The organism is Mesorhizobium sp. WSM4813, assembly GCF_055811555.1.
Window position 1 is genome coordinate 35352 of the sequence record NZ_JBVVQU010000005.1, and the last position, 17664, is coordinate 53015.

Here is a 17664-nt window from a genome sequence, read left to right on the forward strand (position 1 = left end):
GTCCAAATGAGGCGCGGCGCTGTGGGGGTCAGGACTCCTCGCCGAAGCGGGAGGCGACCAGTTGCTCCAGCGCGTCGATCACCTGCTCGGCCTCCGGGCCGCTGGCGGTGACGCGGATCGAGTAGCCGGGGCTTGCTGCCAGCATCATCAGGCCCATGATCGAGGTGCCTCCAACCGTAACGCCGTCCTTCTCGACCTGGACGGAGGCGTCGAAGCCGCTGGCGACCTGAACGAACTTCGCCGAGGCGCGGGCATGCAGGCCACGCTGGTTGACGATTGGAAATTCCCGGACGATGTCACCCTTCTTGGCCGACAGCGCGTTCATTTGCTGCTCAGGAGCTGGCTGGCGACATTGATGTATTTGCGGCCGGCCGCCTGCGCCTCGTCCAGCGCTGCGCTCATATTGTCGCCCTTGCGAATGCTGGACAGCTTGATCAGCATCGGCAGGTTCATGCCGGCAATGACCTCGGTACGACCGGATTCCATCACCGAAATGGCGAGATTGGAGGGCGTGCCGCCGAACATATCGGTCAAAACGATGACGCCCGCCCCGGTGTCGACACGGGCAACGGCGTCGACGATGTCACTGCGGCGCTGCTCCATATCGTCATCGGCGCCGATCGCCACGGTCTCGAAACTGTCTTGTGGCCCGACGACATGTTCCACGGCATGGCGGAATTCGGCGGCCAGTTGACCGTGCGTTACAAGCACGAGTCCGATCATTCTTTGATGGCTCCCGTCATCGCCGCTTCATAGGCGTTTCATGCTCGCCGGCCATTCTAGGCGGCGGGAGCGCTATCTTGTCGACGCGAGGCGCGTTGACAAGCCCAAAATTGCACCGGCCCAGGCCATTTTGACGCATTGCAGCAAAAAACCGGAATCGGATCATAAAAAGGGCGCGATCGACAGCCGAGCCATCACCGCCGGCAAGGCCGTGGCGGCGTTGCGCTCGGCAAGGTCGATACGCGGCACCGGACAGCCTGCCACTGACTCGCTGATCTCCTCCTGGAAACGGGCCATTTCTGCCTTCGGCACCAGCCGGACGTGCAGGTCGATCACTCCACCCGGCTCGAACGGCAGCGGGCGCGGCATGAACCCAGGCACTTCGGCGAGACCGGCGATGGTCGCCGGCACGCGACAGACCAGCCGCCCGGCGTGGGCCGCGGCGAGCAGCCTGTCGTCGCCGATAAGCCGCGAAAACAGCCCGCGCGCGCGGCAATGATCCAGGAGTGTCAGCGCCAGCGTCGTCTTGCCGGCGCCGGACGGTCCGGTGATGAGGACGCCGCGCTCGCCGATCAGCAGCGCCGTTCCATGAATGTTTTCAGCGCGCACAGATCAGCCTTCCGCAGGCAGTGTCACGACGAAGCGCGCGCCCTTGATCTCGCCGGGTTTGGTGCCCGGGATGTTCTCGGCGGTCAGCGTGCCGCCATGGGCTTCGACGATCTGCCTGCTGATCGACAGGCCAAGACCTGAGTTCTGGCCGAACGCCTCGCCGGCCGGCCGGTCGGTGTAGAAGCGTTCGAAGATGCGGTCGATGTTGTCGGCCCTTATACCGGGACCATTGTCGTCGACGGTGATGATGTTGACCTTGCCGGCGCGCGCTAGCGATATGGCGATGTGGCCGCGCTCTTCAGGAACGAAGGAGCGGGCATTCTCGATCAGATTGGTGATTACCTGGCCGATCCTCAGATCATGACCGGCGACGAAATAGCCTTTGACGCCCTGCGGCAGTTTGGCGACCTTGAACTCGATGTCGACCGTCTTCTTGTTGCGCGTGGCAGTGCGCGAAACGTCGACCAGATCAGTGATGAATTTCTTGAGATCCACGGTTCCTGCGTCTTCCCGCGCGAGTTCGGCGTCAAGACGGGAGGCATCGGAAATGTCGGTGATGAGACGGTCCAGCCGCCTGACGTCGTGCTGGATGATCTCCATCAGCCGGCTGCGCGACGTATCGTTCTTGGCCAGCGGCAGGGTCTCCACCGCGCTGCGCAGCGAGGTTAGCGGGTTCTTCAACTCGTGCGAGACGTCAGCCGCGAAACTTTCGATCGCCTCGATGCGGGCGTAGAGCGCATTGGTCATGTCGCGCACGGCGATCGACAGATTGCCGATCTCGTCCTGCCGGTCGGAGAAATCAGGGATTTCCTCGCGGTTCTTGACGCCGCGCCGCACCCTGACCGCCGCCGCCGACAGCCGGCGCAGCGGGTTGGCGATGGTCGAGGCGAGCAGCATCGACAGGATGGCGGTGACAAGGGCGGCGATGCCGAAGACGCGCAGAATCGCCTTGCGCTCGGCCGCGACGATCTTGTCGATGTCGCCGCCTTCCGTCGACAGCATCAGCACGCCGAGGACGGCGCGGAAGCGCTGGATCGGCACGGCGACCGAAACAATCTGCTCGCCCTGTTCGGAGATCCGCACGATGGTCGACGGGCTGCCGGTAAGCGCCTTGACCACCTCCGGAAATGCAGCGCCATTGCCGCCCGGCTGTTCATGGTAGACCGGCAGCGCGGTGTTGCGGAAGAAGTCGAAGACGAATTTCTGGATACGTTCCAGAAGGTCGGGCTCTTCCTTGTCGGTCGGCGGCAGATCGTAGCGAAGGATCTGGCCGCGCGAATAGAGATGGCGGGAATCGAGCAGCAGATTGGCGTCGCGGTCATAGATGCGGGCGCGCGTCCGTGTCGGCGAAATCAAGCGCCTGAGCACCGGCGCGACGCGCTCCGGATTGATCGGAAAATCCAGATTGTCGAGCTGATCGGAGCCGGGGCCCAGGCTTTCGCCGGCCTGCAGTTCAAGCAGCTTTTCCGGATCGATGCTGATCGAATCGGTCTCGACCGTCGCCGATGCCGCGATCGCGCCGGCGATGATCTCGCCCTGGGTCATCAGGCTTTCGACGCGGGCATCGATCAACCCGTCGCGAAACGTGTTGAGGTAGAGAATGCCGGTGACCAGGACGGCGAGGCCGGCGAGGTTGAGGAAGAGAATGCGTCGCGTCAGGCTGGAAAAGATGTGGTGGCCGAGGAAGCGGCGCATCGGCACCGTGATTCTTGACAGGAATGCCGGCAGAATCCGCGACGGGCGCCGGGCGCCCGTCCGTTTCACTCGCTCTACGTCCACTGCCATCGAATAGCAGCCCCCGCTGAATTCATGCTTCGCGGAACCGATATCCGACTCCGTAAAGGGTTTCGATCATCTCGAAGTCATCATCGACGGCCTTGAACTTCTTGCGCAGCCGCTTGATGTGACTGTCGATGGTGCGGTCATCGACATAGACCTGCTCATCATAGGCCGAATCCATCAGCGCATCACGGCTTTTTACCACACCGGGGCGCTGGGCCAGAGAATGCAGGATCAGGAATTCGGTGACGGTAAGCGTCACCGGCTCGCCTTTCCAGGTGCAGGTGTGACGCTCCTGGTCCATGACAAGCTGGCCGCGCTCGAGCGAACGGGCCTGCTGGTTGGGCGTCTTGGCCGATGCCTCGCGTGCGCTGGCACGGCGCAGCACGGCGCGAACCCGCTCGACCAGAAGACGCTGCGAGAACGGTTTGCGGATGAAGTCGTCGGCACCCATCTTGAGGCCGAAAAGCTCATCGATCTCGTCGTCCTTGGACGTCAGGAAGATCACTGGGAGGTCGGATTTCTGGCGCATCCGGCGCAGAAGCTCCATGCCGTCCATGCGCGGCATCTTGATGTCGAGGATGGCGAGATTCGGCGGTCGCGCCGCCAGACCTTCCAGCGCCGACGCCCCATCCGTGTAGGTCTCGACGCGATACCCCTCCGATTCGAGGGCGATCGACACCGACGTCAGAATGTTGCGATCGTCGTCGACAAGCGCGATTGTTGCCATTTCAAGTGGCTCCCTCATGAGCTGTCCCTTCTTTGGTCGAGAAGGGGCTTTTGCAGGACAAATTAGGTACAAAATGTGGCACAGGCTTCGTCCGCTGTCACGAGCGGCATGCCGGCGGCCACAATCTCAGCTCAACATGGATTGGACTGATAAAAACCGCCAATCCTTGGGCAACCGCCCGGTTTTTTGCACATATAAACGATTTAAACAACTTTCAAAATTTTTAAATCGATTAATTATTTGATATCATTTGGCTTTTCTGGTTCTGACCGTTACAGTCTCCTTCGTGGGGGCTCCGGAAATTCGCCGGCCAGGATGCTGCAATTGAAGAAGGGACCCCTCATGTCGGAAGCCGGCAAACGCAATCCCGCATGGGCGATCGACCGGATCGGCCTGAAGACCACCGGCGCGGTGCGCTATAATTTCGGCGAGGCTGTCCTTTACGAGGAAGCGATCCGCCGCGGCGAGGCCCGGCTCACCGCGCATGGCGCGCTCGTAGCCGAGACCGGGCAGCACACCGGCCGCTCGCCCAAGGACAAATTCGTCGTGCGCGACGAGACCACCGGACCGCACGTATGGTGGGACAATAACAAGGCGATTTCGCCGGCCCAGTTCGACACGCTGCTCGCCGATTTTCGCACCCATGCGGCTGACAAGGATCTTTATGTGCAGGACCTGGTCGGCGGCGCCGATGAAGACTTGAAGCTGACGACCAGGGTCGTCACGGAGTTTGCCTGGCACTCCTTGTTCATCCGCAATCTGCTCATTCGCCCGGAAGCCGCCGAGCTCGAGCATTTCGTGCCTGACATGACGATCATCGACCTGCCGTCGTTTCGCGCCGATCCCGCCCGCCACGGCACCCGCACCGAAACGGTGATCGCCGTCGATCTCTCGCGCATGATCGTGCTGATCGGGGGCACCTCCTATGCCGGCGAAATGAAAAAATCGGTGTTCACCGTGCTCAACTATCTGTTGCCGGCCAAGGGCGTGATGCCGATGCATTGCTCGGCCAATGAAGGCACCGGCGGAGATGCGGCGATCTTCTTCGGCCTCTCGGGAACCGGCAAGACGACGCTGTCGGCCGATCCGTCGCGCACGCTGGTCGGCGACGACGAGCACGGCTGGGGTCCGCATGGCATCTTCAATTTCGAAGGCGGCTGCTATGCCAAGACGATAAAGCTTTCGGCCGAAGCCGAGCCGGAGATCTTCGCAACCACCCAACGCTTCGGCACGGTGCTGGAGAATGTGGTGCTCGATGCGGGCCGCGTGCCGGATTTCGACGACGGCAGTCTCACGGAAAACACGCGCTGCGCCTATCCGCTCCATTTTATCCCCAACGCCAGCAAGACAGGCCGCGCCGGTCACCCGAAAAACATCATCATGCTGACCGCCGACGCATTCGGCGTAATGCCGCCGATCGCTCGGCTGACCCCGGCGCAGGCGATGTATCATTTCCTCTCCGGATACACCGCCAAGGTGGCTGGGACCGAAAAGGGCGTCACCGAACCTGAAGCGACGTTTTCGACCTGTTTCGGCGCACCGTTCATGCCGCGCCATCCGTCGGAATACGGCAATCTGCTGCGCGAACTCATCGCTCATCACGGTGTCGATTGCTGGCTGGTCAACACCGGCTGGACCGGCGGCGCCTACGGCACCGGCAAGCGGATGCCGATCAAGGCGACGCGGGCGCTGCTTGCCGCGGCGCTCGATGGCTCGCTGAAAGGGGCCGATTTCCGCACCGACCCCAATTTTGGTTTCGACGTGCCGGTGGCGGTTGCGGGCGTCGACCGCGCCATTCTCGATCCGAGATCGACCTGGGCCGATACCTCAGCTTACGACCTGCAGGCGGCGAGGCTGGTCGGCATGTTCGCCATCAATTTCGAAAAATTCGAGCCTCATGTCGACGCCATTGTGCTCGGCGCCGCGCCGCGGATGCGCGAAGCCGCGGAATAATCGCCGGCTGGGTACCCTGCGCCTCAAGGCCCAGACCGGGATCGGGAAGGCCCGACCCGGGACCGGGAACGCCCGACGCCGGGGGGATCAGGCCTTTTCTTTTTTCGTTCGCCGCGCCATGACTGCGGCATGAACGCCGACGACAAGATCATCATTGCCGACGATGCGGTGATCCATCCGGATGACCTGCACGAGGACTTCATCCGCTCGTCAGGCCCTGGCGGCCAGAACGTCAACAAGGTGGCGACGGCGGTGCAATTGCGCTTCGATGCGGCGAATGCGCCGGGCCTGTCGGAGCGCGTCCGCGAGCGAACCATAAAGCTGGCCGGCCAGCGCGCCACCAAGGATGGCGTCATCGTCATCGAGGCCGGACGCTTCCGCACGCAAGAGCAGAACCGGGCGGACGCCCGGGCGCGGCTTGCGGAACTGGTCGCCAAGGCCGCCGAACCGCCGCCGCCGCCGCGCATGAAGACGAGGCCGTCGAAAGGCGCGGTCGAAAGACGGCTGAAGACCAAGGCTGGGCGCGGCACAATCAAGAAACTGCGCGGCAGGGTGGACGACGATTAGCGCAACGTGCCCCCTTGGACGTACAAAGGCGCGCCTGACATTTTGTACCGACCTATCGTGCTTTCCGAAATCGATCCCGTTATTCGGGCCGAGGCGATAGGCGCGACATCGATCGCGCGGTCAAGGCGGCTTCCAATTCAAGGTTGCAGATGGCAAGTTCGGTTTCGCCACAGCAAGGGAGACCGCAGATGGGCATGTTTGATTTCGTCAAGAACGTCGGCAAGAAGCTCGGCTTCGGTGACGATGAGCCGGAGCCGACCGCCCATACGCTCAAGAAGGAACTCGATTCGCACGCGCTCGGCACCGACAATGTGGAAGTCGTCGTCAAAGGCGATACGGCTGTCCTGAAAGGCGTGGTCAAAGATCAATCGATCTTCGAAAAGGCCGTCATCGCCGTCGGCAACACGCTCGGCGTATCCAAGGTGCAGGCGGATGAATTGCAGGTCGCCGCACCCGAGGCCGGCACGCCCGCAGCCCCGGCCAAGGAACCGACCTTCTACACGGTCAAGAAAGGCGACAATCTCTGGAAGATCGCCGAAAAGAGCTATGGCAAGGGCAAGGGTGCGAAGAACACGATCATTTTCGAGGCCAACAAGCCGATGCTGACCGATCCCGACAAGATCTATCCGGGACAGGTCCTGCGCATCCCGGACCTCGATCAGGCCTGACCAGATCGGCCTAACCAGATCGGTACGGCCAATCGAAAACGGCGGCTTTCGGGTCGCCGTTTTCATTTGATGGTGGCATTCTGATTCCTTCCAGACCAACGGATCAAGCGACCATGCTCGTTCTGCCCAAAGGCGTCCGCCATATGCCCGGCTATCTGTCCCGCGCGGTGCAGGAAGCACTGGTCGAGGATGTGAGACGGGTCGTGCAGGAAGCGCCGCTGTTCGTGCCGGCCATGCCGCGCACCGGCAAGGAGATGAGCGTGCGCATGACCAATTGCGGTTCGCTCGGCTGGGTCACCGACAAGGAGGGCGGCTATCGCTACCAACCGACGCACCCGGTGACCGGAATGCCCTGGCCGCCGATCCCCGACGTGCTGCTGGAGCTGTGGCGGGACGTGTCTGCCTATCCGCATCCGCCGGAGGCCTGCCTGGTCAATTTCTATTCGCCCGACGCGAAGATGGGCCTTCATCAGGACCGCGACGAGATCGATTTCTCCGCGCCCGTCGTCTCCGTTTCACTGGGCGACGATTGCCTGTTCAGGGTCGGCCAGAGCACGCGCGAGGGCGGCACCAAATCGTTCAGGCTGAAAAGCGGCGACGTCGTCGTGCTTGGCGGCGAAGGCCGTCTCTGTTTTCACGGCGTCGACCGCATCTATCCGTCGACCTCGGCGCTGCTGAGAAATGGCGGGCGGATCAACCTGACGCTGCGGCGGGTGACCTATCCTGGCTAGAGCCGTATCGCTGTCTATGTATTTGTTTAAGCACCGGATGAAAAGATCCAGCGTTCGAGAACGACAAAGTTGACCACGGGAATGAGAATGCAGGTGAGCAGTATCGGAACTGCGATCGGCAGGCCGAGTTGCCCGACGAGGAGCAGCGGAAGAAGATAGGCCATGGCAAGGCCGAATCCGGTCAGCACGGCGAAACGCGGCGCTTCGAATTGATGCGAGCCGGCCGACATGAAGGTGAAGAACTTGTGGCCGAGATAGGAGAATATTGCCGCGACCGCATAGGCGGCGGCCGAGGCTGTGGCCGGCGGCAGATATCTTGACCCGGCACTGGTGAAGAGGCTGGCACAAAGCGCATAGAGCACTGTGGCCACAAGTCCCACCGAGGCGAATTTGAGAAGCTGGCGCGGAGCAAGTGTTCCGCGCCAGGCGGAAATGTCAGGCCGGCGCAATGCAGGCATTTTGATCACCGGCTGCTCCCGACAAATGCTCTGGAATGGCAATCGACGATAGCGGGCACTGCCTAAAGCGCGTCGCGTTTGACCGGCCTCATGCGACGCGCTTTAGGTTGTTGTTTTAAGCATGTCGTTATCGCAAAACCGCTGCACACTTTTGCGCGACATGCATTAAAGCGCCGTTAACCGCTTCGTTACAGCTTCCTGAGCGCCACCTCCTCGACCAGATGATTGGCGCCCTTGCGCAGGATGAGATCGGCGCGGGCTCGCGTCGGCAGGATGTTCTCGCGCAAATTCTTCAGATTGATGTTGGTCCACAGGCCCTCGGCGATGGCGCGGGCCGCTGCTTGCGAAAGTTGCGAATAGCGGTGGAAGAAGGAGTCCGGATTGCGGAAGGCGGTCTCGCGCAGCCGCATGAAGCGGGCGATGTACCATTGATGGATCAGCTCCTCTTCGGCATCGATATAGATCGCAAAATCGAAGAAATCCGACAGGAAAGGCACGATCTTGCCGTCCTTCGGCAGCTTGCCCGGCTGCAGCACGTTGATGCCTTCGAAGATCAATATGTCGGGCCGGTCGATGGTCTGGAACTCGCCGGGAACGACGTCGTAGGTCAGGTGCGAATAGACTGGCGCGCGGACATTGCGCTGCGCCGATTTGATGCCCGACAGGAAACGCAGCAATGCGCCGACATCATAGCTGTCGGGAAAGCCCTTGCGCTCCATCAGATTGTTGCGGCGCAGGATTTCGTTGGGAAGCAGGAAACCGTCGGTGGTGATCAGATCGACCTTGGGGCTCGACGGCCAGCGCGCCAGCAATTCTTTGAGCACGCGAGCCGTGGTCGATTTGCCGACCGCGACAGAGCCGGCAATGCCGATGATGAAGGGCGTTTTGACGACATCCATCGCGTTGAAGAAGGCCTGGCGCTGCCTGAACAGAAGCTGGCTCGCCTCGACATGAGCCGACAAAAGCCGCGACAGCGAAAGATATATGCGCTTGACCTCTTCGAGGTCGACCGGGTCGTTGAGCGAACGCAGGCGACGGACCTCGTCCTCGCCGAGCGTCATCGGCGTGTCGGCGCGAAACTGCGACCATTGCTCCGCCGAGAAAAAACGAAAGGGCGAATATTTCTCGGTGGGGGCGAGCTGGTCCATCGAGTTTCCTACCCTCCGCAGCGATCAGCCCCGGTCCTGCCGAGACGCCTTTTCGGCGATGCCCGAACGACCGGTGCGGCGTTCGAGTTCGGTCAGGACATCGGCAAGCGGAACGCCGGCGACGCCCAGAACGACGAGCCAATGATAGATGAGATCGGCGCTTTCCGAAACGAGGGCTTGTCTATCACCGCCAACGGCCGCGATCACCGTTTCGACCGCCTCTTCGCCGAGCTTCTGTGCCGCCTTGTCGATGCCGCGCGCGAACAGCTTTGCCGTCCACGAATCCGGATCGCCGGAATGCGCGCGTTCCCTGATGATTGTCTCCAACTCGGAGAGCGAAAACTCAGCCATGGCGCCATCTATCTGCTTGTTTAAGCATATCTTTCCTGAAAACAGGCTCCCGCTTTGCTTTAGAGCCGATCACCTGGGGTGTCCAGTCGCATCGGCAGGCCGGCGCGGGCCATATGCGCCTTAGCTTCGGCAATGCTGTAGGTGCCGAAATGGAAGATCGATGCCGCCAGCACCGCGCCGGCATGGCCGTCGCGAATGCCCTCTACCATGTGATCGAGCGTGCCGACGCCGCCGGAGGCGATGACAGGCGCACGCACCGCGTCGGCGACCGCGCGGGTGAGCGCGATGTCGTAGCCGGCCTTGGTGCCGTCGCGATCCATCGACGTCAGCAGGATCTCGCCGGCGCCGCGATCGACCATCTGCTGAGCGAATTCGACCGCGTCGATGCCGGTCTTTTCGCGTCCGCCATGGGTAAAAATCTCCCAGCGATCGGCCTCGCCTTCGCCCGACACTTTCTTGGCGTCGATGGCGACAACGATGCACTGGTTGCCGAATTTGTCAGCTGCCTCGGCGACGAAATCGGGATTCTTCACCGCCGCCGTGTTGATCGATACCTTGTCGGCGCCGGCCAAAAGCAGCTTCCTTATGTCGGCGACCTGGCGCACGCCGCCGCCGACGGTCAGCGGCATGAAACATTGTTCTGCGGTGCGGGCGACGATGTCGAAGATGGTCTCGCGATTTTCGGACGAAGCGGTGATGTCGAGGAAACAGAGTTCGTCGGCGCCGGCGGCGTCATAGGCCTTGGCCGCCTCGACCGGATCGCCGGCATCGACCAGGTCGACGAAGTTGACGCCTTTGACGACGCGGCCGTTCTTGACGTCGAGACAGGGGATGACGCGGGCTTTCAGCATCAGATCCTCGCAAGCGCGGCAAGAAAATCGCCAAGCAATTGCCCAACGACAGGCGGAACCTCGCCTTTGGCGTCAAAGGCAGGATCGTAGGCGGACAGGGTGACGCCGACGATCGGGATCGACTTGGCCAGCCCGCAAACCAGTTGCCGCAGCTGCTCCGGATTTGGACCTCCGGGCCGTGCATAGCGGTTCACCTGCAGTACATCGGGATCGTGAACATCCAGATCCAGATGCAAATGTACTTGGGCCGCGCCGGCCGCCTTGAGCTTTCCGACAATGTCGAGTGCATCGGGCCATTGGGCGCGAATGATCGGCAAAGTCTCCAGAAGCCGCCTTTCATCGGGATCGAGGTCGCGTGCATCGAGCAGCATGCACCGCGATGGGTCGATCGCTTTGAAGCCGGGAATCGCTGACGTCATTGGACGCCAGCAGAGCCCCAGCGTCGTCGCCAGCGCCATGCCGTCGAGAAAGCCGTAGGCGGACGTCTCGGGCGTGTTGAGGTCACCGTGCTGATCGATCCAGATGATCGAATCCGCGGTGTCGCCAGCCACCGCACCGGCGGCGGTCAGGCAATTTCCGGCGAGCACGATGGGAAAACGCTCATCATCGCGCGCCAGATCCACCTTGGTGGCGACTGCCCGACAAACCGCGAAACCTGTCGCGATTTCGCGTTTCTGGGCATCGCCGACCTCGCCGATGTCCTCGACGACGACATCGTGGCCGCGAAAGGCAAGTTCATCGACGAGGCCGCCGGCAAGGATGGCGTCGGGGCCCTGGCCACAGCCGGCATGATAAAGGCCGCTGTCATAGGGTGCGAGGATGATCGAGAGTTTCATCGCGCCCTCGCCCTCTCCGGTCCTGCCGCCAGGATCGCCAGTGCCTCGGCCGGATCGATACGCCCGTCATAAAGCGCGCGGCCGGAGATGGCACCTTCGAGTTTTTGCGCATCGGGCATGGTCATGCGCACGATGTCGGCGATCGAGGCAAGCCCCCCGGAGGCGATGACCGGGATTGAAACCGCTTCGGCGAGATCGATGGTGGCATCCCAGTTTATGCCGGTCAGCACACCATCGCGGTCGATGTCGGTGTAGATGATGGCGGCGACGCCGGCGCCCTCGAACTTCCTCGCCAGTTCGATGACGCCGAGGCTCGAGGCCTCGGCCCAGCCCTCGACCGCCACCTTGCCGCCCTTGGCGTCGATGCCGACGGCGATCCTGCCCGGGAACGCCTTGCAGGCCTGCCTGACTAGATCCGGATCGCGCACCGCCACCGTGCCGAGAATGATGCGGGCCAGCCCGCGATCGAGCCAGTCCTCGACCTGCGCCAGCGTGCGGATGCCGCCGCCGAGCTGCACCGGGTTTTTCGTCGCCTTGAGGATGGCGTCGACCGCCGCGCTGTTGACGCTCTGGCCCTTGAAGGCGCCGTTGAGGTCTACGACATGCAGCCATTCAAAGCCCTGTTGCTCGAAGGCCCTGGCCTGCGCTGCCGGGTCGTCATTGTAGATCGTCGCGGTCGCCATATCGCCGTGCTTCAGGCGCACGCACTTGCCGTCCTTGAGGTCGATGGCCGGGAACAGGATCACCGTTCAGGCGCCTTCAACAATGACGAAGTGACCGGTCGAGGCGGCAAGCCTGTACTTCAATGCCTCCCGATATTCAGGCGACTCATAGCACTCGATCGCCTTGTCGTAGGACTCGAACTCCACCAGGACGTGGCGGTTGCCTGTCGGCCCTTCCGGGTTCGCGTAACGCCCGGCACGCACGGGAAACTTCGCACCATATTTCGCAAAGGCCGCCGCGTTCGCCTCGATATATTGCTTGTAGCCCTCGGGATCGCGGACATCGACCATCGCCATCCAATAGCCTTTCTTGCTCATGATCCTAGGGCCTCCAGCGCAGGAAATTGGTGATCAGCGCCAGGCCAAGCGCCTGGCTCTTTTCGGGATGGAACTGCGTGCCGGCGAGATTGTCGCTGATAACAGCGGCCGTCACCGGACCACCATAATCGGCAATCGCCAGCACGTCGTCGGCTTTCCTGGCGTCGAGATGATAGGAATGGACGAAATAGGCGTGCAATCCCTTGGCGCCGGTTGGAATGCCGGAGAACAGCGGATGCTTGCGCGTGAGCTCGATCGTGTTCCAGCCGATCTGCGGGATCTTCAGCGCAGGATCGGCCGGGGTGATCTCCTTGACGTCCCCGTCGATCCAGCCAAAACCTTTTGTAACGGTCTTTTCCAGGCCCCGCTTCGACATCAGCTGCATGCCGACGCAGATGCCGAGGAACGGCCGCCGCTTGCCGATCGCGACCTCCTCGACCGCTTCCCACATGCCGGCCACAGCGCACAGCCCGGCCGCGCAATCGGCATAGGCGCCGACGCCGGGCAGGACGATGCGGTCGGCGGTTCTGACACGCTCGGCATCGGCGGTCAGGTCGATCGCGGCGGCGATACCGGCTTCATGCGCGGCGCGCTCGAAGGCCTTGGTGGCCGAGCGCAGATTGCCCGAGCCGTAGTCGATGATCGCGACCCGCATGTCAGGGTCTTCCCGGAGTGTGGTTCAACCCTAGCGCGATGCCCATATGCGCTGGCCGGGCATGGGCAGCATCCGGGACGATGCGTTGGGGGGGCGCTTGCTCATCCGAATGCGCTTCGGCCTCCAGCACATAGCGCGTATCGGCATCGTCGATCCTGTCGGCCGCGACGACGCCCCATTCATGCCAGCCACGACGGCGCAGTGCGGCAATCCGCAAGGCCTGACCTTCCAGACCGACATAGAGCGATACAAGCAGCGACAGCAGCGGGCAGGCCAGCCCAAGGCTCAATCCTTCGGCAAGCGTCGAAAGGAGAGCCATGGCGACAAACGCCAGCGCTGCCTCGATCCACAACCGGTGCCAGAGCAGCCACAGCGGCGGCACGAGAAAGCCGATCAGGGAAAACCCATCACGGACAAAGACCGTTGTGTCAGGCTTTTCGCCGCGGCCCGGCGGTTCCATCACGACATAGATCGCCATGGCCTTATCCCTTCAGAGATCCCTTGGTGGAAGGAACCGCGTCAGGCTGGCGCGGGTCGCTTTCAAGCGCTGCGCGCAGCGCACGCGCCACCGCCTTGAAGCAGGTTTCGGCGATGTGGTGATTGTTGGCGCCGTAGTGGTTGGTGACATGCAGGGTGATGCCGGCATTCTGCGCCAGGGCCTGGAAGAATTCGCGCACGAGTTCGGTGTCGAACGTGCCGATCTTCGGCGACGAGAACGCAACATTCCAGACAAGGAAAGGACGGCCGGAGACGTCGATCGCCGCGCGCGTCAGCGTCTCGTCCATGGCGAGATCGATCGAGGCATAGCGCATGATGCCGCGCCGCTCGCCCAAGGCCTTGGCCAGCGCCTGGCCGAGCGCGATGCCGGTGTCCTCGACCGTGTGGTGGTCGTCTATGTGCAGATCGCCCTTGGCCTTGACCGTCATGTCGATCAGCGAATGGCGCGACAGCTGGTCCAGCATGTGATCGAAGAAGCCGACGCCCGTCGAGATATCGGATTTTCCCGAGCCGTCGACCTGGACCGATACGGAGATGTCGGTCTCCTTGGTCTTGCGGCTTGCGTTGGCGGAACGGGGCGGCATGACCTCATCCTTGTCCAGAGTTCAGGCGTTCCAAGCGTCCACATGCTTGAAAACGAGAGCCTTCTAGCAGCATGATCCGGCGATTGCCAGTTGCCATGCCAGGGGATATCGAGCCTGGCGGGTGGCTGGTTTGCAATCATCGGACCTATGCATACATATGGTCGATCAAGTCACTCGTAACGCGCCAATCGCCTTTTCGGGATCGGTGCTGATCGGAGCAGAAGATGTCGAATGAACTGACCATGCACGCCACGACCATCGTGACCGTGCGCAAGGGCGGCAAGGTGGTGATTGCCGGCGACGGCCAGGTCAGTCTCGGCCAGACCATCATGAAGGGCAATGCCAAGAAGGTGCGCCGCATCGGCAAAAGCGGCAATGTCATCGCCGGTTTCGCCGGCGCCACCGCTGACGCCTTCACCCTTCTGGAGCGGCTAGAAGCCAAGCTCGAACAATATCCGGAGCAATTGACGCGGGCCTGCGTCGAGCTTGCCAAGGACTGGCGCACCGACCGCTATCTGCGCCGGCTGGAAGCGATGATGCTGGTTGCCGACAAGTCGGTCTCGCTGGCGCTGACCGGCACCGGCGACGTGCTCGAACCCGAACATGGCGTCATGGCGATCGGTTCGGGCGGCAATTACGCGCTGGCCGCGGCGCGCGCGCTGATGGACACCGACAAGGATGCCGAGGAGATCGCGCGCAAGGCGATGCAGATCGCATCCGACATTTGCGTCTACACCAACAACAACTTCGTCATCGAAACGCTCGATGCCGGCTGAGCCGGCCGCTGGCCATGATCCCGAAAAGTGGAAACCGGTTTTTGCTTCGCTGACCTCCGGTTCGGGAGGAGATCATGGCCAAACAAGAAAATAGATACGATTTTCGGCCGGTGACGGAGGCGGACCTGCCGATGATCGCGGCATGGCTGGCCGAGCCGCATGTCGCCGAGTGGTGGGATGATCCCGAGACGGAGATCGCTCAGATCCGCGAACACATTGACAGCATTTCCGTCGAACCGCTGATCATCGAGCTCGATGGCGAGCCGATCGGCTACATGCAGAGCTACGACCCGCATCTGGAGGACGGCCATCCCTATAGCGACCAGCCGTTCGGTACGGTCGGCCTCGATCTGTCGATCGGCAGGCCTGAGCTTATAGGACGCGGCCACGGCTCGGCAATTGTCCGGCAGTACGTGGAACAGCTGTTCGAGGAAGGAGCGCCGCGTGTCATCATCGACCCGGATCCATCCAACGGACGAGCGATCCGCGCCTATGAAAAGGCCGGTTTCCGAGTTATCGATCGAAGGCAATCGGAATATGGCGACGCCGTGCTGATGGCAATCGACGCACAAGAGGGCGACGCCGAATAGGGCGACGCCGAAGAGGGGCAGTAGCAGCATGAGCACGACCGGCGCCGACAAACCCGTCTCGGCCTATGAAGACAGCTGGCGGATGGGACTTCTGCTCGTCCTCGGCCTGATCATATTCCAGGCCGGAGTCCTTTACGGCATGGGCCGAACGCCGATCTGCACATGCGGCTATGTCAAGCTGTGGCACGGCATCGTGCAGAGCTCGGAGAATTCCCAGCATATTTCCGACTGGTACACATTCTCCCACATCATCCACGGCTTCTTGTTCTATGCGCTGGCATGGGCTCTGTTCCCGCGCTCGCCGATCGGGCTCAGGCTGGCATTTGCGGTCGTCATAGAGGGCGGCTGGGAACTTCTCGAGAACAGCCCGTTGATCATCGAGCGCTATCGCGCCGGCACAATTTCCCTGGATTACTACGGCGACAGCATCATCAATTCGGTGGCGGACACGCTGGCGATGGTGCTGGGATTTGTGATGGCGCGCAGGCTTCCTATATGGGTGATCGTGACCCTGGCCGTCATCTTCGAATTCGGTGTCGGCTACCTCATCCGGGACAATCTGACACTCAACGTGATCATGCTGCTGCATCCGTTCGAGTCCATCCGGCAGTGGCAAAGTGGAATTTAGGATATGAGCACATTTTCGCCGCGCGAAATCGTTTCGGAACTCGATCGCTTCATCATCGGCCAGAAGGACGCCAAGCGCGCCGTGGCCATCGCCTTGCGCAACCGCTGGCGCCGCCAGCAGCTCGAAGGCCAGATGCGTGAAGAGGTGATGCCGAAGAACATCCTGATGATCGGCCCGACCGGCGTCGGCAAGACCGAGATCTCGCGCCGCCTGGCACGCCTTGCCGGTGCGCCGTTCGTCAAGGTCGAGGCGACCAAGTTCACCGAGGTCGGCTATGTCGGCCGCGACGTCGAGCAGATCATCCGCGACTTGGTCGAGATCGCCATCGGGCTGGTGCGCGAGAAGATGCGCGAGGACGTCAAGGCGCGTGCCCATATCAATGCCGAGGAACGCGTGCTGGAAGCGCTCGTCGGAAAGACAGCGAGCCCGGCCACGCGCGACAGTTTCCGCAAGAAGCTGCGCGACGGCGAGCTCGACAGCAAGGAGATCGAGATCGAGGTGAGCGATACCGGCACTGGCGGCATGCCCGGCTTCGAGATCCCCGGCATGCCGGGCGCCAATATCGGCGTGTTGAACATCAACGACATGCTGTCGAAAGCGATGGGCGGCCAGAAAACCAAGACGCGCAAGACGACGGTGAAGGAGTCCTACGCGGTGCTGGTCGGCGACGAGTCCGACAAGCTGCTCGACCAGGACGAGGTGGTGCGCAGGGCGCTCGAATCGACCGAAAACGACGGCATCGTCTTCCTCGACGAGATCGACAAGATCGCCTCGCGCGAAGGCGGCATGGGCGCCGGTGTTTCCCGCGAAGGCGTGCAGCGCGACCTGCTGCCGCTTGTCGAAGGCACCACGGTCGCGACCAAATACGGGCCGGTGAAGACGGACCACATCCTGTTCATCGCTTCGGGTGCGTTCCATGTTGCCAAGCCGTCGGACCTGCTGCCCGAACTGCAGGGCCGTCTGCCGATCCGGGTCGAGCTGCGGGCGCTGGAGAAGGACGATTTCGTCCGCATCCTGACCGAGACCGAGGCCAGCCTGATCAAGCAGTATATCGCGCTGATGAAGACCGAGGGCGTCGATCTCGTCTTCACCGACGACGCCATCGATTCGCTGGCCGGCATCGCCGTCGATCTCAACGCCAGCGTCGAGAACATCGGCGCAAGGCGGCTGCAGACGGTGATGGAGCGGGTGCTGGACGAGATCTCCTATGACGCGCCGGACCGCCATGGCACGGCGGTGACCATCGACGCCGCCTATGTGCAAAAGCATGTCGGCGACCTGTCCAGAAACACGGATTTGTCGCGTTTCATCCTGTAGCAGGCAATCATCCCACAAGAGATGGGCCGGGGGAGCCGGCAAGTCCTGAAACGTGTGGCCAAATGGAAGCATCTGGCCAGCTTTTGCCTTGCCGGGCAAAGGGGCCCTCGACTCCCCTTCCAGCTTTACCTAGTTTGCCCGGCAGCTACAGCGCGCGTCCTTGGGCGCGCAA

General features: G+C 62.2%; 23 protein-coding genes. 8 read left to right on the forward strand and 15 right to left on the reverse strand.

The window, feature by feature from the left end:
- Positions 1-28: 28 nt before the first annotated feature.
- The 5 genes from AC0L25_RS03950 to AC0L25_RS03970 all read right to left on the reverse strand — a co-directional run bounded on the left by AC0L25_RS03950 (position 29) and on the right by AC0L25_RS03970 (position 3841).
- Entirely contained in the window at positions 29-325 is a 297-nt protein-coding gene (locus tag AC0L25_RS03950; protein ID WP_095493998.1) for an HPr family phosphocarrier protein, read from the reverse strand.
- Entirely contained in the window at positions 322-723 is a 402-nt protein-coding gene (locus AC0L25_RS03955) for a PTS sugar transporter subunit IIA (protein ID WP_029347440.1), read from the reverse strand. Before AC0L25_RS03955 ends, AC0L25_RS03950 begins: the two co-directional genes overlap by 4 nt.
- A 162-nt stretch (positions 724-885) precedes the next feature.
- The gene (locus AC0L25_RS03960) at positions 886-1332 is read right to left on the reverse strand and encodes an HPr kinase/phosphorylase (RefSeq protein WP_473594281.1); all 447 of its coding nucleotides are present in this window, start codon (positions 1330-1332) and stop codon (positions 886-888) included.
- Between the two features lie 3 nt (positions 1333-1335).
- Positions 1336-3117, reverse strand: a complete 1782-nt coding sequence (locus AC0L25_RS03965) for a stimulus-sensing domain-containing protein (RefSeq protein WP_473594282.1) — start codon at positions 3115-3117, stop codon at positions 1336-1338.
- A 22-nt stretch (positions 3118-3139) separates the two neighbouring features.
- Positions 3140-3841 carry a response regulator transcription factor gene (locus AC0L25_RS03970; RefSeq protein WP_023796909.1) on the reverse strand — a complete coding sequence of 234 codons (702 nt, stop codon included), beginning with the start codon at positions 3839-3841 and terminating at the stop codon, positions 3140-3142.
- A 342-nt stretch (positions 3842-4183) separates the two neighbouring features.
- Here AC0L25_RS03970 and AC0L25_RS03975 point away from each other — a divergent pair, with 342 nt between their 5' ends.
- The 4 genes from AC0L25_RS03975 to AC0L25_RS03990 all read left to right on the forward strand — a co-directional run bounded on the left by AC0L25_RS03975 (position 4184) and on the right by AC0L25_RS03990 (position 7760).
- A complete protein-coding gene (locus tag AC0L25_RS03975; protein WP_473594396.1) occupies positions 4184-5794 on the forward strand; it encodes a phosphoenolpyruvate carboxykinase in 1611 nt (536 codons plus the stop codon).
- Positions 5795-5923: 129 nt separating this feature from the next.
- Entirely contained in the window at positions 5924-6361 is a 438-nt protein-coding gene (gene arfB / locus AC0L25_RS03980; protein WP_473594283.1) for an alternative ribosome rescue aminoacyl-tRNA hydrolase ArfB, read from the forward strand.
- Positions 6362-6549: 188 nt separating this feature from the next.
- Positions 6550-7029 carry a peptidoglycan-binding protein LysM gene (gene lysM, locus AC0L25_RS03985; protein ID WP_473594284.1) on the forward strand — a complete coding sequence of 160 codons (480 nt, stop codon included), beginning with the start codon at positions 6550-6552 and terminating at the stop codon, positions 7027-7029.
- Positions 7030-7142: 113 nt separating this feature from the next.
- Complete coding sequence (locus tag AC0L25_RS03990; protein WP_473594285.1) at positions 7143-7760, forward strand: alpha-ketoglutarate-dependent dioxygenase AlkB; 618 nt, start codon at positions 7143-7145, stop codon at positions 7758-7760.
- Between the two features lie 26 nt (positions 7761-7786).
- Here AC0L25_RS03990 and AC0L25_RS03995 read toward each other — a convergent pair whose 3' ends face one another.
- The 10 genes from AC0L25_RS03995 to hisB form a co-directional block, all read right to left on the reverse strand.
- The gene (locus AC0L25_RS03995) at positions 7787-8218 is read right to left on the reverse strand and encodes a GtrA family protein (RefSeq protein ID WP_473594397.1); all 432 of its coding nucleotides are present in this window, start codon (positions 8216-8218) and stop codon (positions 7787-7789) included.
- 188 nt (positions 8219-8406) lie between these two features.
- Complete coding sequence (gene coaA / locus AC0L25_RS04000; protein WP_258120878.1) at positions 8407-9366, reverse strand: type I pantothenate kinase; 960 nt, start codon at positions 9364-9366, stop codon at positions 8407-8409.
- A gap of 24 nt (positions 9367-9390) precedes the next feature.
- Entirely contained in the window at positions 9391-9717 is a 327-nt protein-coding gene (locus AC0L25_RS04005; RefSeq protein WP_473594286.1) for a phosphoribosyl-ATP diphosphatase, read from the reverse strand.
- A 59-nt stretch (positions 9718-9776) separates the two neighbouring features.
- Entirely contained in the window at positions 9777-10568 is a 792-nt protein-coding gene (gene hisF, locus AC0L25_RS04010; RefSeq protein WP_473594287.1) for an imidazole glycerol phosphate synthase subunit HisF, read from the reverse strand.
- On the reverse strand, positions 10568-11404 hold the full coding sequence (locus AC0L25_RS04015; RefSeq protein ID WP_473594288.1) for an arginase family protein: 837 nt from the start codon (positions 11402-11404) through the stop codon (positions 10568-10570). Before AC0L25_RS04015 ends, hisF begins: the two co-directional genes overlap by 1 nt.
- Positions 11401-12150, reverse strand: coding sequence for a 1-(5-phosphoribosyl)-5-[(5-phosphoribosylamino)methylideneamino]imidazole-4-carboxamide isomerase (gene hisA / locus AC0L25_RS04020; protein WP_473594289.1), 750 nt, complete (start codon positions 12148-12150; stop codon positions 11401-11403). Before hisA ends, AC0L25_RS04015 begins: the two co-directional genes overlap by 4 nt.
- A gap of 3 nt (positions 12151-12153) precedes the next feature.
- The gene (locus AC0L25_RS04025; protein ID WP_023796919.1) at positions 12154-12444 is read right to left on the reverse strand and encodes a DUF1330 domain-containing protein; all 291 of its coding nucleotides are present in this window, start codon (positions 12442-12444) and stop codon (positions 12154-12156) included.
- 4 nt (positions 12445-12448) lie between these two features.
- Positions 12449-13099 (reverse strand): imidazole glycerol phosphate synthase subunit HisH, encoded by a 651-nt coding sequence (gene hisH / locus AC0L25_RS04030; RefSeq protein ID WP_473594290.1) that lies wholly within the window; start codon positions 13097-13099, stop codon positions 12449-12451.
- Between the two features lies 1 nt (position 13100).
- Positions 13101-13577: a DUF2628 domain-containing protein gene (locus tag AC0L25_RS04035; protein WP_473594291.1), complete on the reverse strand. Its 477-nt coding sequence runs from the start codon at positions 13575-13577 to the stop codon at positions 13101-13103.
- A 4-nt stretch (positions 13578-13581) separates the two neighbouring features.
- Positions 13582-14181, reverse strand: a complete 600-nt coding sequence (hisB, locus tag AC0L25_RS04040) for an imidazoleglycerol-phosphate dehydratase HisB (RefSeq protein ID WP_473594292.1) — start codon at positions 14179-14181, stop codon at positions 13582-13584.
- A gap of 224 nt (positions 14182-14405) precedes the next feature.
- Here hisB and hslV point away from each other — a divergent pair, with 224 nt between their 5' ends.
- The 4 genes from hslV to hslU all read left to right on the forward strand — a co-directional run bounded on the left by hslV (position 14406) and on the right by hslU (position 17492).
- Positions 14406-14957 (forward strand): ATP-dependent protease subunit HslV, encoded by a 552-nt coding sequence (gene hslV / locus AC0L25_RS04045; protein WP_029347417.1) that lies wholly within the window; start codon positions 14406-14408, stop codon positions 14955-14957.
- A 74-nt stretch (positions 14958-15031) separates the two neighbouring features.
- Positions 15032-15547 carry a GNAT family N-acetyltransferase gene (locus AC0L25_RS04050; protein ID WP_473594293.1) on the forward strand — a complete coding sequence of 172 codons (516 nt, stop codon included), beginning with the start codon at positions 15032-15034 and terminating at the stop codon, positions 15545-15547.
- A gap of 28 nt (positions 15548-15575) precedes the next feature.
- Positions 15576-16175, forward strand: a complete 600-nt coding sequence (locus AC0L25_RS04055; protein ID WP_352955012.1) for a DUF2585 domain-containing protein — start codon at positions 15576-15578, stop codon at positions 16173-16175.
- A 3-nt stretch (positions 16176-16178) separates the two neighbouring features.
- Positions 16179-17492, forward strand: a complete 1314-nt coding sequence (gene hslU, locus AC0L25_RS04060; protein ID WP_473594294.1) for an ATP-dependent protease ATPase subunit HslU — start codon at positions 16179-16181, stop codon at positions 17490-17492.
- Positions 17493-17664: the final 172 nt, after the last annotated feature.

What these genes read in the sequence shown, in the direction of transcription:
- AC0L25_RS03950 (WP_095493998.1), bottom strand. Translation starts at nt 325, where the DNA reads ATGAACGCGCTGTCGGCCAAGAAGGGTGACATCGTCCGGGAATTTCCA.
- AC0L25_RS03955 (WP_029347440.1), bottom strand. Translation starts at nt 723, where the DNA reads ATGATCGGACTCGTGCTTGTAACGCACGGTCAACTGGCCGCCGAATTC.
- AC0L25_RS03965 (WP_473594282.1), bottom strand. Translation starts at nt 3,117, where the DNA reads ATGGCAGTGGACGTAGAGCGAGTGAAACGGACGGGCGCCCGGCGCCCG.
- AC0L25_RS03970 (WP_023796909.1), bottom strand. Translation starts at nt 3,841, where the DNA reads ATGGCAACAATCGCGCTTGTCGACGACGATCGCAACATTCTGACGTCG.
- AC0L25_RS03975 (WP_473594396.1), top strand. Translation starts at nt 4,184, where the DNA reads ATGTCGGAAGCCGGCAAACGCAATCCCGCATGGGCGATCGACCGGATC.
- arfB (WP_473594283.1), top strand. Translation starts at nt 5,924, where the DNA reads ATGAACGCCGACGACAAGATCATCATTGCCGACGATGCGGTGATCCAT.
- lysM (WP_473594284.1), top strand. Translation starts at nt 6,550, where the DNA reads ATGGGCATGTTTGATTTCGTCAAGAACGTCGGCAAGAAGCTCGGCTTC.
- AC0L25_RS03990 (WP_473594285.1), top strand. Translation starts at nt 7,143, where the DNA reads ATGCTCGTTCTGCCCAAAGGCGTCCGCCATATGCCCGGCTATCTGTCC.
- AC0L25_RS03995 (WP_473594397.1), bottom strand. Translation starts at nt 8,218, where the DNA reads ATGCCTGCATTGCGCCGGCCTGACATTTCCGCCTGGCGCGGAACACTT.
- coaA (WP_258120878.1), bottom strand. Translation starts at nt 9,366, where the DNA reads ATGGACCAGCTCGCCCCCACCGAGAAATATTCGCCCTTTCGTTTTTTC.
- AC0L25_RS04005 (WP_473594286.1), bottom strand. Translation starts at nt 9,717, where the DNA reads ATGGCTGAGTTTTCGCTCTCCGAGTTGGAGACAATCATCAGGGAACGC.
- hisF (WP_473594287.1), bottom strand. Translation starts at nt 10,568, where the DNA reads ATGCTGAAAGCCCGCGTCATCCCCTGTCTCGACGTCAAGAACGGCCGC.
- AC0L25_RS04015 (WP_473594288.1), bottom strand. Translation starts at nt 11,404, where the DNA reads ATGAAACTCTCGATCATCCTCGCACCCTATGACAGCGGCCTTTATCAT.
- AC0L25_RS04025 (WP_023796919.1), bottom strand. Translation starts at nt 12,444, where the DNA reads ATGAGCAAGAAAGGCTATTGGATGGCGATGGTCGATGTCCGCGATCCC.
- hisH (WP_473594290.1), bottom strand. Translation starts at nt 13,099, where the DNA reads ATGCGGGTCGCGATCATCGACTACGGCTCGGGCAATCTGCGCTCGGCC.
- AC0L25_RS04035 (WP_473594291.1), bottom strand. Translation starts at nt 13,577, where the DNA reads ATGGCGATCTATGTCGTGATGGAACCGCCGGGCCGCGGCGAAAAGCCT.
- hisB (WP_473594292.1), bottom strand. Translation starts at nt 14,181, where the DNA reads ATGCCGCCCCGTTCCGCCAACGCAAGCCGCAAGACCAAGGAGACCGAC.
- hslV (WP_029347417.1), top strand. Translation starts at nt 14,406, where the DNA reads ATGTCGAATGAACTGACCATGCACGCCACGACCATCGTGACCGTGCGC.
- AC0L25_RS04050 (WP_473594293.1), top strand. Translation starts at nt 15,032, where the DNA reads ATGGCCAAACAAGAAAATAGATACGATTTTCGGCCGGTGACGGAGGCG.
- AC0L25_RS04055 (WP_352955012.1), top strand. Translation starts at nt 15,576, where the DNA reads ATGAGCACGACCGGCGCCGACAAACCCGTCTCGGCCTATGAAGACAGC.
- hslU (WP_473594294.1), top strand. Translation starts at nt 16,179, where the DNA reads ATGAGCACATTTTCGCCGCGCGAAATCGTTTCGGAACTCGATCGCTTC.